The 12,548-nt window shown below is 72.8% G+C and carries 10 protein-coding genes; 4 read left to right on the forward strand and 6 right to left on the reverse strand.

Annotated features, from left to right (window positions below; all coding sequences use genetic code 11):
- Positions 1–90: 90 nt before the first annotated feature.
- The 3 genes from OG470_RS34180 to OG470_RS34190 all read right to left on the reverse strand — a co-directional run bounded on the left by OG470_RS34180 (position 91) and on the right by OG470_RS34190 (position 3,335).
- Entirely contained in the window at positions 91–813 is a 723-nt protein-coding gene (locus OG470_RS34180; protein ID WP_328418770.1) for a hypothetical protein, read from the reverse strand.
- 311 nt (positions 814–1,124) lie between these two features.
- On the reverse strand, positions 1,125–2,816 hold the full coding sequence (locus tag OG470_RS34185) for a CocE/NonD family hydrolase (protein WP_442931017.1): 1,692 nt from the start codon (positions 2,814–2,816) through the stop codon (positions 1,125–1,127).
- Between the two features lie 3 nt (positions 2,817–2,819).
- Positions 2,820–3,335: a MarR family winged helix-turn-helix transcriptional regulator gene (locus OG470_RS34190; RefSeq protein WP_328418771.1), complete on the reverse strand. Its 516-nt coding sequence runs from the start codon at positions 3,333–3,335 to the stop codon at positions 2,820–2,822.
- 124 nt (positions 3,336–3,459) lie between these two features.
- Here OG470_RS34190 and OG470_RS34195 point away from each other — a divergent pair, with 124 nt between their 5' ends.
- On the forward strand, positions 3,460–5,589 hold the full coding sequence (locus OG470_RS34195) for an MMPL family transporter (protein WP_328418772.1): 2,130 nt from the start codon (positions 3,460–3,462) through the stop codon (positions 5,587–5,589).
- A gap of 67 nt (positions 5,590–5,656) precedes the next feature.
- On the opposite strand, the gene OG470_RS34200 is transcribed toward OG470_RS34195, so the two are convergent.
- Both OG470_RS34200 and OG470_RS34205 read right to left on the reverse strand, forming a co-directional pair.
- Positions 5,657–6,547, reverse strand: coding sequence for a lytic transglycosylase domain-containing protein (locus tag OG470_RS34200; RefSeq protein WP_328418773.1), 891 nt, complete (start codon positions 6,545–6,547; stop codon positions 5,657–5,659).
- Positions 6,548–6,580: 33 nt separating this feature from the next.
- On the reverse strand, positions 6,581–7,999 hold the full coding sequence (locus OG470_RS34205; protein WP_328418774.1) for a DedA family protein: 1,419 nt from the start codon (positions 7,997–7,999) through the stop codon (positions 6,581–6,583).
- Between the two features lie 133 nt (positions 8,000–8,132).
- Here OG470_RS34205 and typA point away from each other — a divergent pair, with 133 nt between their 5' ends.
- From typA to OG470_RS34220, 3 genes are all read left to right on the forward strand, one after another.
- Positions 8,133–10,001 (forward strand): translational GTPase TypA, encoded by a 1,869-nt coding sequence (gene typA / locus OG470_RS34210; protein ID WP_328418775.1) that lies wholly within the window; start codon positions 8,133–8,135, stop codon positions 9,999–10,001.
- A gap of 121 nt (positions 10,002–10,122) precedes the next feature.
- A complete protein-coding gene (locus OG470_RS34215) occupies positions 10,123–10,983 on the forward strand; it encodes a serine hydrolase (protein ID WP_328418776.1) in 861 nt (286 codons plus the stop codon).
- A 54-nt stretch (positions 10,984–11,037) separates the two neighbouring features.
- Complete coding sequence (locus OG470_RS34220; RefSeq protein ID WP_328418777.1) at positions 11,038–11,739, forward strand: lysoplasmalogenase; 702 nt, start codon at positions 11,038–11,040, stop codon at positions 11,737–11,739.
- Here the strand turns inward: OG470_RS34220 and OG470_RS34225 are convergent.
- Complete coding sequence (locus tag OG470_RS34225) at positions 11,708–12,505, reverse strand: tyrosine-protein phosphatase (RefSeq protein ID WP_328418778.1); 798 nt, start codon at positions 12,503–12,505, stop codon at positions 11,708–11,710. The genes OG470_RS34220 and OG470_RS34225 overlap by 32 nt on opposite strands.
- Positions 12,506–12,548 lie beyond the last annotated feature (43 nt).

Below are 12,548 nucleotides of genomic sequence, written 5' to 3' on the forward strand. Positions count from 1 at the left end.
GCCATCCGCAACACCTGTTGCGCAACAGATATTGCTAAATAGTCGTTGCGGATCGGCAGGTTCGGGCCAACCGACGCGGCCGGGGGCGGCTCAGGCGACCAGCCGGCGGGCCAATTCGTCGGCGACCTGCTTGGCCATCGTCGGCGGGATCGCCGCGGCGATCTTCTCCGGGGTCAACCCGGCCAGCACGCCCTGGATGATCGCCGGCTCGTCGGTGAAGTCGCGACCGGCCAGCGCGTTCAGCGCGGTCTGCAGGGCGGTCACCTGCGCGGCGAGCGACTTCAGCGTCGGGTGCGCCGGCACGTAGTTCTGGACGGTGGCATCTTCACCCATCGCCATCCGGGTGTAGATCTGCCCGACCGGGTTGCGGCCGTCCAGCACAGTCAGGTTCCGGTGGACGGTGGCCAGCCAGGCGTGTTCTTCGGGAGTCATGTCGTTCTCCTCCAGGAGTCCGATGGAGCTGAGGTAGCGGCGGAACAACGGCCGCTGGTCGCGGCCCGCCTTGATGGCGTCACGGAAGAAGCTGATGTGGGTGTGCCAGCGGTGCGAACTGTCGCCGGTGCTCCGCTTGCCGAGCCGGTCCCACCGCTTCACGGTCGTACCGTCAGGGCTGTAGATGATCTCGCGGATGTCCCGGGTGTCGGCCGCATTCGCGACGCACTGCCCCACGCACCAGAGCGAGAAGCTGCGCAGGGTGTGCGTCCGGCCAGCGGAGCGGACGTCGAAGCCGCCGACGTCCAGTGCCGCCGCGTCGAGGGTCAGGCCGGCCCGGTCCCGGGGTGACTCCACCACCGAGTAGTCGTTGGTGACCACCCGGTCCGATCCACAGTGGTAGCCGCCCCGGTGCGCTGGATCGCCGACGATGCCGACTTCCGCCGGCTCCAGGTCGTCGGGCCCGGGGCGTTGTCGAGGTGGGTCAGGAGCAGGGTGCGGACGGCCAACAGATTCGCCGGGGCCCGGGTCATGGGGTCCCCCTCTCCAACGGGCGGGGACCGGGCACGACGTCACACCGCGTACGCGGTGCAGGGCTGCGAACGCGCCCGGTCTTACTGGTGCACGGCGCCGGGCGTTGACTCAACGATAGCCCGCGTTTTCGATGAATGCCCAGCTCAGAGGGGGTCAGTTCAGATTGGAGGTTGCGCAGAGCCAGAGTGGACGATCGGCAGGAACAACGCCGAGGGGTACGCCGGGTCGTGCAGAACCTGTCGCCAACCGGCACGCAGCGTCACGGCCGCACCGAGGGGTTCCCCGCTACCCGGGTTGCGCGCCCAGCGCGGATGGGCACCACCGGTCACCTGCACCCGCAGGCGGTGCCCGGCGCCGAACCGGTACGCGGTCGGCCACAGCGGCACCGGGACCCGGCACACCCCGGACGGGTCGGCCGCGAACCGATCGGGCGTGACCCGGACCAGACCGTCGCACACGTTCCACGAGCGACCGCCGCGGTCCACGTCGCACAGCCGGACGAAGACATCCAGGTACAGCAGCTCACTGCGGACGTGGATCTCGGCGCGTACCGGGCCGATCACCTCGACCGGCCGGGTCAGCGGGGTGCTGGTGTACGTCAGCACGTCGGGGCGGGCCTCGACGCGCCGGTTGTCGACCGGGCCGGCCCGCTGCGCGACGAGCAGCGGCCCACCCAGCGACGGGGTGGGGTCGCTCGGGTCGTACCGGAACTCGTCCGGCGCCGATGCAACCGGCGGGCGCGCGGCCAGCACACCGCCGGGATGCAGGTGCCAGGCGGTGTCGACCGCCGGCGGTGGCCAGTCCGGCAGGTCCCGCCAGCCACCGCCGGCGCCGCTCACGTAGAGCCGGACCGGGGCCGACGCGGACCGGTCGACGCGGACCGCCGGCCCGCTCGCTGTGGCCGGGCCGGTCAGGTGCTCGTCGAGCCAGGCCAGGCCCTCCCGCAGGGCGGCCACGAACAGGCCGGGACTGCCGTGCGTCCACGGGCCGATCACCAGGCGCGGCCGGGCGCCGGCGGCGCGCAGGGTGGCGTGGTCGTCGAGCTGGGCGGGCAGGAAGATGTCGTGCCAGCCGGTGACCATGACCACCGGTGCCCGCACCCGGGCCACCCGGTCGTCGAAGACCCGGGTCCGCCAGTACACGGCGTCCGGCGTGTGGTGACGCAGCCACTCCTGGAAGAACGGGATGGTCACCCCGGTGGCCACCCGGTCCGCCCCGGCCAGCGGCAGGTGCTCCAGAGCGGCGACCAGCCGGGGCTGCCCACGCTTGAGTTCCCACTGCCGGGCCAGCCACGGCACGGTCTGCGCGTGCAGCAGCTCCGCCCAGGTCAGCACCGTGTCCAGGGCGAAGGACTCCCCCGCGTACGTCGAATCCCGGGTCGCCGAGGCGGTCACCACCGCGACCATCGCGTGCAGTTCCTCGCCGGCGTCGGCGGCCAGCGCCCACTGCGCGAAGCCCTGGTAGCTGACCCCGAACATGCCGAGCGCACCGGACCACCAGGGCTGGCGACGCAGCCAGTCCAGGGTGTCCAGCCCGTCGTCGCGCTCGTGCACCAGCGGGGCGAACGTCCCACCGGAGCCCCCGGTGCCCCGACAGGACTGGATCACCGCGTGCCAGCCTCGCGCGGCGAGCAGCCGGCCGAGCAGCCGCAGCGGGCCACCCCGCCCGTACGGGGTGCGGATCAGCACGGTCGGTGCGTCCCGGCCGGCCGGGGCGTAGTGGTCGGTGCGCAGCACCACGCCGTCGCGGACCCGGACCGGGATGTCACGGGTGACCCGCACCGGGCCGGGGCTGGTCGCGGGCAGCCGCAGCGCGGCGCCGGCAAGGTGGGCGACGAGCCGGTGCGGCACCGGTCAGTCCGTCGGCCGTCGGGGCGACTGGGGCCGGGCGGCGCGGACCGCGTCGCGGTGCGCGCGCAACGACTGGCTCATCTCCCCCATGAACCGGTGCAGCACCTCCAGCTCGTCGTCGCTGAAGTGGGCCATCACCGAGTCGGTACGGGCGCCCAGCGGCTGGAAGAACTGCATGGCCAGCGCGGCCCCCTGGTCGGCGTAGTGCAGGAACACCTTGCGTCGGTCGACGGTGTCCCGGTCCCGGCGGATGTGGCCGGCACGCTCCAGCCGGTCGATCAGGGCGGTGACCGAACCGGAGGAGAGGTTGAGCTGCTCACCGAGGCGGCCGGGGGTGATCGGGTCACCGAACAGCTCGGCGTCCATCACCGCGATCAGCGCCTGCAGGTCGGTCGGGTTGAGCCCGTGCAGGTTGGCGAAGGCGTGCCCGACCTGCTGGGCGTCCGCCGCGTACCGCCGCAGGTTGTTGGTGATCTCCGCGACCAGCTGCTCGCGGCGCGTGTCGCGCCGTCGGTACATGCCGTGAGTCGCCACCTCGCGCCGCTTCTTCCCGTCGTCGGTCCCCAGGTTGCAGCATAGAGCAACCGTCGATAATCTCGATAGTCGAGATACTTGACCACCTGAAGGACCCTGAGGTCACCTGATGTCTGTCTTCACCAGAGTCGCCCGCGGCCGGTTGGCCGCCTGGTTCACCGTGGCCGCCGCGATCGTCGTCGGCGCGGCGGTCTTCGGGCTACCCCAACCGACCAACCCGGCGCCGGTCTCCGCCAGCGGCCTGTCCGTGCAGTGGCAGTCGACCCAGGTGGAACGGTTGCAGGACCAGCTCCCGTCCAGCGAGGTCCAGCCGGCCATCGTGGTGGTCAGCCGCGGCGACGGCGGCGCGCTGAGCGAGGCCGATCGGGGCGTGGTGGCCGCCCGCTCCGGCGATCTGGGTCGCTTCGCGGTGAGCGGGCAGGTCAGCCCCCCGCAGCTCTCCCCGGACGGGACCGTGGCGCTGGTCGCCGTGCCGCTCAGCACCGCCGGTGGCCAGGACGAGGTCACCGGGACGGTCAGCCAGGTACGCGCAGCGCTGGCGGACCTGCCCGACGGCCTCACCGTCGAGGTGACCGGCGCTCCCGCCTTCACCGCCGACCTCGCCTCGGTCTTCGAAGGCGCCGACATCACCCTGCTCGCGGTGACCGCCGCCGTGGTCGCGCTGCTGTTGCTGATCACCTACCGCAGCCCGTTCCTGTGGATCGTGCCGCTGGTCGTGGTCGCGGCGACCGAGCAGCTCACCCTGCGCGCGGTGGACACGATCGTGCCGGCCTTCGGCATCACCCTCCAGCAGGGCCAGGTCACCGGCATCGCCAGCGTGCTGGTCTTCGGCGCCGCCACCGACTACGCCCTGCTGCTCATCGCCCGCTACCGGGAGGAGCTACGCCGCGAGGAGGACCGGTTCGCGGCGATGCGCGCCGCGCTGCGCCGGACGGCCGAGCCCATCCTGGCCAGCGGCGGCACCGTGGTGCTCGGCGTGCTCACCCTGCTGCTCAGTGAGCAGGAGACGAACCGCGCACTGGCCGTGGCCTGCGCCACCGGTGTGGTCTTCGCCATGCTCTCGGCGCTGTTCGTGCTTCCCGCCCTGTTGCTGCTCTTCGGCCGCGGCCTGTTCTGGCCGTTCGTACCCAAGGTCGGTGGCGCGGTCCGCGAGGGCCGGCTCTGGGGCCGGCTCGGCACCGCCGTGCAACGCCGTCCGGCGCCGGTCGCGGTGCTGGCCACGCTGCTGCTCGCCGGCCTGGCGCTGGGTGGGCTCGGCATCCGCACCGGGCTGTCCGAGACCGAGCAGTTCCGGGCCCAGCCCGAGGCGGTGACCGGCGCGCAGACCCTGGCCCGGGCGTTCCCCGCCGGCACCACCCAGCCGGTGGCCGTGCTCACCACCCCGACGGCCGAGCGGGCGGTCACCGACGCGGCCTCCACCGTGCCGGGGGTCGCCTCGGCCCGCCCCGGCGACGCCGGCCAGGCCGTCGCCCAGGTCGACGTGGTGCTGGCCTCCGAACCCGGGACCACCGCCTCCAACCGGACGATCGAGGCGCTGCGCGACGCGGTCGCCGCGGTCCCCAACTCCGCGCCACCTGCGGCGGAGGGCGCCGACGCCCCGTCCGGGGCGATCGTCGGCGGCAGCGTGGCCGCCACCTACGACTCCGAGGAGGCCAACGACCGGGACCTGCGGCTGATCCTGCCGATCATCCTGCTGCTGGTCGGCGCGGTGCTCGTACTCCTGCTGCGGGGCCTGCTCGCGCCGATGCTGCTGGTGCTCACCGTGATCGCGTCGTTCTTCGCCAGCCTCGGTGCGGCGTGGCTGCTCTTCGACCACGTGCTGGGCTTCCCGGCGCTGGACAGCGGCGTGCTGCTGCTCGCCTTCGTGTTCCTGGTGGCACTCGGCGTGGACTACAACATCTTCCTGGTCACCAGGGCCCGGGAGGACGCCCGTAAGGCGGGCACCCGGGACGGGATGCTCTCCGCGCTGCGGGTCACCGGCGGGGTGATCACGAGTGCGGGTGTCCTGCTCGCCGCGGTCTTCGCGGTGCTCGGGGTGCTGCCCCTGATCACGCTGACCCAGATCGGCATCATCGTGTGCATCGGCGTCCTGCTGGACACCCTGCTGGTCCGCACGGTCCTGGTCCCGGCGCTGGCGTTCATGCTCGGCGACCGCTTCTGGTGGCCCGGCCGGATCGCCCGCGAGCGCGTGGCGGAGGCCCCGGCGCCACCCGAGCTGGTCGCCGCCGCCCGGGACTGACCAGGCACCACGACGGAGGCGGGGCCGGGTCTCCCCGGCCCCGCCCCCGTCGCGTCGGTCAGCGTGCTCAGTACGCCAGGCAGACGCACTCGGTCATCAGCGCCCGCACGTTGCGCACGTACGACGGGTTGGGGATGGCCAGCGGCTGTCCCTCCTGCGCCACCGCACCGTGCCCGAAGTTGTACGCGGCGATGACCGCGTTGAGCAGGCAGGAATTCAGCTCGGTGCTGCACAGGGCGGCGTCGAGCCGGTAGTCGGACTCGAAGTACATGTCGCCGATGTACTTGGTCAGCCAGGCCAGGTAGGTGCCGCCGAGGTACGCGTTGTCCCGGTAGTTGTCGATGTCGTAGCTCTGCTCGAACCGCTGGTTCATCCAGGTCGCGGTGTCCGGCATCACCTGCATCAGCCCGACACCGCCGTCGCAGGCGTAGATGTTGGACTGCCAGCCGCTCTCCTGCCAGGCGGTGGCCTTGACCAGGTTCAGCGGAATCTTCAGGGCCGGGGCGGACACCGGCCAGTAGGTGCGCGCCGCCGCGTCGGTCAGCGCCGCCTTCGCCTCGGCCCTGGTCGCCTGGGTGCCCCGGTAGCTGGGCGTGCAGGGGCTCGCTCGCGGACGTGGCGGCGGCGGCGGAGCCCAGGTCTCGGTGGGCCGTCTGGGCACCAGGCGCGGCCTCGGCGCCGCGGTGGCCGTGCGAGTCGCCGCCTTCGGCGCTGCCGGGCTCGGGGACGCGAGGCGTTGCGGGGCGGCACCCGCCGCCCCGGTCGCCGACGGGCTCGGCTCCCCAGCGGCGTCATCGAGCGGGACCTCCGCCGGCGCCTCCACCGGTACCTCGGTCACCGCGACTGGCGCGGTCTGGTCCTGCGGGCGTTCCTTCGCAGGGCCGCAGCCGACCAGCGTGCCCGCCAGCAGCAGCCCGGCGAGCAAACCGGCGCCCACCCGACCATTCCGTCGATGCATGCCGTTCCTCCCCCATTTGATCGTCGCCGCACCCTAGCAAGGTTCGACCGGGCGGCGAGGCCCCTGCGACGGTGGCCGGACCCCGTCCGCCGGCTGCTCCCGATCCCCCATCGCCCGGTCCCGGGTGGCCCAGGCGACCATGAACACCACCGTCCAGAGCACCCCGAGCAGCACCGCTGCCGCAGTCCCGCTCGTCGTGTCCAGCCCGAGGTAGAGCCGCGCGCCGCCGACACCGACCACGCCTGCGGCGGCGGCTGTCCAGGTTGCCACCGCCACCGGCCACCGGGCGCCCCGGGACACGAGCCAGGCCAGGGTGCAGAAGCTCGCCGCGACCACCGCGTTCTGGGTCGGGAACGGGACCGACTCGCCGCCGTCCGGGCCGGCCCCCGGCGAACCGGTCAGCTCCGCCACCACGGCCAGTACCAGCAGCGGCACGAACGCGCCCACCGTGCCGACCACGCTGAGCAGGTCCGCCCGCCACGGCCGGTTCCGCCACGCCAACACCGCGGCCACCATGGCTACCAGCACGATCAACACCCACCCGCGCACCAACGACACCACCACCCTGGTGGCGTCGGCGGCGCCCGGGGTCCGGCGGGCGGCGAACCAGGCCTCGATCGCCCCGTCCAGCGTGGCCAGCCCGCTGCTGCGCACCCCGACAGCGAGCAGGCCGGCGATGGCGAGCCCGGCGGCGAAGAGCAGCAGCAGCCCGGCGGCGAGGTTGAGCAGCAGCGTCCAAGCCGGTCCGATCCGCATAGCCACCAGGAAGAACAGCACCCCGTAGCGGGCGCTGAGCCAGCGCACCGGGGGCAACGCGCCGGCCCGGGAGAGCAACGCCCGTACCGGGTCGGGGTTGCGGCCCAGCCACCGGCCGGCGAGCACCACCCCCAACAGCCCGGCCAGCAACACCAGTGCCGCGCCGGTGGCCCGGCCGAGCAACTGGGAGACCGTGTCGTACGACTCACCGGCGAGGTGACCGAGCAGCACCGACCCGCCCACCCAGGTCACCACGCCGGCCAGGTTCCACGGCGCGAACCGTCGGTACGGCATGTCGGACGCCCCGGCCAACCGGGGCACCAGAGTGCGGGCGAAGGCCACCCAGCGCGCGGCGAACACGCCCCGCCCCCCGAGCCGCGCGAGCATGGCGTCCGCCCGGCTCCACCGCGCGGGCCCGACCCGGTGGCCCAGCCGGGCACGCAGCCGCGGGCCGTACCGCCGTCCGGCGCGGAACGCCAGCCCATCACCCAGGACCGCCGCGACGATCATCGCGAGCAACGCCGGGCCCAGCCGCAAGGTACCGTTGTAGGTGAGGAAGCCGACGAGCAGCAGGGTAGCCTCACCCGGCACCAGCAGGCCGAAGATCACCGCGGTCTCGCCCATCACGATCAACGCGGCGACCAGGTAGATCCACAGGGTGGGCAGACCCTGCACCAAGGTCAGCAGATCGTGCACTCAGGCCCCCGGGACACGGGAGTCAGCATGCCAGCCGGGGGAACGACCCGGACAGCAGTTTCACCAGAGATCAGGGGCACCTGGGGGTGACCCCGACGCAGCCTGCGCGAGCGCAGGCGGAAGGATAGAGGGTATGCAGCTTCGCACCGACCTCCGCAACGTCGCCATCATCGCTCACGTCGACCACGGCAAGACCACCCTGGTCGACGCCATGTTGCGGCAGGCTGGCGCGTACGGCGCCCGGGGTGAGACGACCGAGCGGGTGATGGACTCCGGTGACCTGGAACGGGAGAAGGGCATCACCATCCTGGCCAAGAACACCGGCGTGCACTACCTGCCGGCGGACGGCTCCGACCCGGTCACCATCAACATCATCGACACCCCCGGCCACGCCGACTTCGGTGGCGAGGTGGAGCGCGGCCTGACCATGGTCGACGGTGTGGTGCTCCTGGTCGACGCGAGCGAGGGCCCGCTGCCGCAGACCCGCTTCGTGCTGCGTAAGGCGCTGCGGGCGCGACTCCCGATCATCCTCGTGATCAACAAGGTGGACCGGCCGGACGCCCGGATCAAGGAGGTCGTGGACGACACCTACGAGCTCTTCCTCGACCTGGACGCCGACGAGGAGCAGATCGACTTCCCGATCGTCTACGCCTGCGCCCGCGACGGCATCGCCTCGCTGACCCAGCCCGCCGACGGCTCGGTGCCGGACGACAGCACCTCGCTGGAGCCGCTGTTCCGCACCCTGCTGGACACCATCCCGCCGCCCGCGTACGAGGACGGCGCGCCGCTGCAGGCACACGTCACCAACCTCGACGCCTCGCCGTTCCTCGGCCGGCTGGCGCTGTGCCGGGTCCGCCAGGGCACGATCAACAAGGGTCAGACGGTGGCCTGGTGCCGCACCGACGGCAGCACCCAGCGGGTCCGCATCTCCGAGATGCTGATGACCGAGGGCCTGGAGCGCAAGCCGGCCGACTCGGCCGGCCCTGGCGACATCATCGCCGTCGCCGGCATCCCCGAGATCATGATCGGTGAGACGCTGGCCGACGCGGAGCACCCGGTGGCGCTGCCGCTGATCACCGTCGACGAGCCGGCCATCTCGATGACCATCGGCACCAACACCTCGCCGCTGGTCGGCCGGGTCAAGGGCTCCAAGGTCACCGCGCGGATGGTGAAGGACCGGCTGGACAAGGAACTGATCGGCAACGTCTCGCTGCGGGTGCTGCCCACCGAGCGGCCGGACGCCTGGGAGGTGCAGGGCCGCGGTGAGCTGGCGCTGGCCATCCTGGTCGAGCAGATGCGCCGGGAGAGCTACGAGCTGACCGTCGGCAAGCCTCAGGTGGTCACCCGGGAGATCGACGGCAAGACCTGCGAGCCGGTCGAGCGGCTGACCATCGACGCGCCGGAGGAGTACCTGGGTGCGATCACCCAGCTGCTGGCCACCCGCAAGGGCCGGATGGAGCAGCTGGTCAACCACGGCACCGGCTGGATCCGGATGGAGTGGCTGGTCCCGGCGCGCGGCCTGATCGGCTTCCGCACCGAGTTCCTCACCGACACCCGGGGCACCGGCATCCTGCACCACGTCTTCGAGTCCTACGAGCCGTGGTTCGGTGAGCTGCGTACCCGCAACAACGGTTCGCTGGTCGCCGACCGCTCCGGCGCGGTCACCGCCTTCGCGATGATCAACCTGCAGGAGCGCGGGCAGCTCTTCGTCGACCCGACCACCGAGGTGTACGAGGGCATGATCGTCGGGGAGAACTCCCGCTCCGACGACATGGACGTCAACATCACCAAGGAGAAGAAGCTCACCAACATGCGGGCGTCGACCTCGGACGAGACCGAGAAGCTGATCCCGCCGCGCAAGCTGTCGCTGGAGCAGGCGCTCGAGTTCTGCCGCGAGGACGAGTGCGTCGAGGTCACCCCGACCGCCGTCCGGATCCGCAAGGTGATGCTCGACCAGCAGTTGCGTGGTCGGGCGGCGGCCCGCCGTAAGCACGCCGGCTGACCCACCAGCACCCGGCACCGGGCGCGTCGGCCGCTTGCGGCCGGCGCGCCCGGCCGCTTTTCAGCGGGGGTACGCCGGCCCCACTCGGTCGGCCCGCCCGTGATCGGCTACGGTCACCGGCATGACCTGGGATGATCTCGACGCCCACCTGGACAAGGTGCCCGGCACCGTCTCGGCGTACGTGGGCCGGCTCGACGCGCCCCCGACCTGGACCCGCCACGCCGACGCCGCCCACTACGCCGCCAGCACCATGAAGGCGGGGGTGCTCGCCGCGCTGCACCGCGCCGCCGAAGCCGGCACGCTGGAGCTGGACGCCCCGGTCCCGGTGGTCAACGAGTTCGACTCGGCCCAGCCCGGCACGCCCCGATTCTCCTGCGCGCAGCACTACGACAACGACGACGCGGTCTGGGACCGGGTGGGTGGCACCGCGCCGCTGCGCTGGCTGGCCGACCGGATGATCGTGCGGTCCAGCAACCTGGCCACGAACCTGGTCATCGGGCAGGTCGGGCTGCCGGCGGTGGCCGAGGTGTGGGCGCTGGCCGGTGCCCGGCACAGCGTCACCGGCCGGGGCATCGAGGACTTCGCCGCCCGCGAGGCCGGCATCACCAACCTGGTCACCGCCGCCGACCTGGCCGCCCTGCTCGGCGCACTGGCCACCGGGGCCACCACCCCCGGCCGGCTCGCGTCGCCGGCCGGCTGCACGGCCATGCTGGACGTCCTGCTCGCCCAGGAGCACCGCGAGGACCTGGCCGCCGGCCTGCCCGAGGGCACCCGGATCGCGCACAAGGGCGGTTGGGTGCGCGGCGTCCGGCACGGCGCCGGGGTAGTGCTGCCCGACGACGCCCCGCCGTACCTGATCGTCGTCTGCACCACCACCGACCTGGCCGACGGCGGCCCGAGCGGAGACGAGGTCGAGGACGACGCCTGCCGGCTGATCGCCAACGTCTCGGCGCAGGTCTGGGCGGCCCGCCACCAGCTCTGACCCGCACCCGCCGATCCCGGCTAGGCTGCTCGCACCCCCACCCCGGAGCCGCTGATGCCCCGCAGTCGTACTCTCCTGGCCGCATTCCTCGCCGTGACGGTGGCGAACCTGCTGGCCAACGCCACCGGTGGCGGGGTGGCCGAGCTGCTCACCAAGCCGCTGCTGATGCCGCTGCTGGCCGCGTACCTCTGGCGGGCCACCGCCGAGCGCGGTGCCCGTCCGGACCGGTTGGTGCTCGCCGCGCTCGCCTTCTCCACCGGCGGCGACGTGGCGCTGCTGGGCGACGGCACCGGCTGGTTCACGGCCGGCATGGCCTGCTTCCTCGCCGCCCACCTCTGCTACCTCGCGGCGTTCACCCGGCACGGCGCCGCGCCCGCGCTGCGCCGTGCGCCGCTGGTCGCGGTCCCGCTGGTGTACGCGGTGCTGACCGTCGTCGCGCTGACCTGGATGTGGGCGGGACTGACGGACGCCGGGCTGGCCGTTCCGGTGGCCGGGTACGCGCTCGCGCTGGCCGCGATGGCCAGCACCGCCGTCACCCAGGGCTGGCGGGTCGGTCTCGGCGCCGCGCTGTTCCTCGGGTCCGACCTGTTGATCGCCACCGGGGTGGCTGGAGTGGCACAGCCACCCGGCGCGCCAGTGCTGGTCATGGCGAGTTACGCGGCCGGCCAGGCGCTGATCGTCATCGGCCGGGCCGGCCACGCCGGAACGCCGGCCGACGCACCGGTCACTCCAACAACTGCGCCCGTAGCCCGGTGAGAACCTCGTCGGTCAGCCCGAGCCCGTCGCGCAGGTAGCCGTCGAACGAGCCGTGCACCCGGCGGACCTCCTGGTAGCCGGCGTCGAGGTACTCCGGGCGGACCTCCAGCACCGGCAGCACCGCGTCGACGTCCAGCTCGGGCTGCCGCCGCCGCATCGCCTCGATGATCACCGCGCGGAGGCTGTCGGTCAGCTGGTTGTTGCGCAGGTACTCGGCGCGGATCGTGGCCTCGTCCACTCCGAGCGCGGTCAGCAGGATGACGGTGAGCCAACCGGTGCGGTCCTTGCCGGCGGAGCAGTGGTAGACCAGCGGCAGGTTCTCCGGCCGGGTCGCCAGCCGTACCGCCTCGGCGAAGCCGACCCGCGCCGACGCTCCGGTGACGAACCACCGGTAGATCTCCGCCATCGCCCCCGCCGTGCCCTGCCGGGCCAACTCCGCGTACGAGTTCAGGTCGTGGCCGAGCAGCACCGCCGAGACGTACGTGAAGACCGGGTGCTCCGGGTCGTGCACCGGCAGATGCACCATCCGGGGCTCCCCGACGAGCCGGTCCGCCGGAGCCACCGCGATCTCCGAGCCGTCACGCAGGTCGAGCACGCAGGCCGGCCCGAGCTTCGCGAGCACCGGCAGGTCCTCGTCGGTGAGCCGGCCCAACGCCGGGGTACGGATCAGCCGTCCGGCGCGCACTCGTCGGCCGTCGGCACCGACCAGGCCGCCCAGGTCACGCGCGTTCGGCGCACCCACCATCTCCCAGTCCCGCCCGGTCATCCGGTCTCCCCTCCCGCCGCGTGCCTGCGTATAGGGTGCCCCA

Origin of the sequence: Micromonospora sp. NBC_00389, from assembly GCF_036059255.1 — a bacterium.
GTDB lineage: Bacteria > Actinomycetota > Actinomycetes > Mycobacteriales > Micromonosporaceae > Micromonospora.

Coding starts and splice junctions, on each gene's coding strand:
- OG470_RS34225 (WP_328418778.1), bottom strand. CDS start 12,505: ATGACCGGGCGGGACTGGGAGATGGTGGGTGCGCCGAACGCGCGTGAC.
- typA (WP_328418775.1), top strand. CDS start 8,133: ATGCAGCTTCGCACCGACCTCCGCAACGTCGCCATCATCGCTCACGTC.
- OG470_RS34190 (WP_328418771.1), bottom strand. CDS start 3,335: ATGTACCGACGGCGCGACACGCGCCGCGAGCAGCTGGTCGCGGAGATC.
- OG470_RS34215 (WP_328418776.1), top strand. CDS start 10,123: ATGACCTGGGATGATCTCGACGCCCACCTGGACAAGGTGCCCGGCACC.
- OG470_RS34220 (WP_328418777.1), top strand. CDS start 11,038: ATGCCCCGCAGTCGTACTCTCCTGGCCGCATTCCTCGCCGTGACGGTG.
- OG470_RS34200 (WP_328418773.1), bottom strand. CDS start 6,547: ATGCATCGACGGAATGGTCGGGTGGGCGCCGGTTTGCTCGCCGGGCTG.
- OG470_RS34195 (WP_328418772.1), top strand. CDS start 3,460: ATGTCTGTCTTCACCAGAGTCGCCCGCGGCCGGTTGGCCGCCTGGTTC.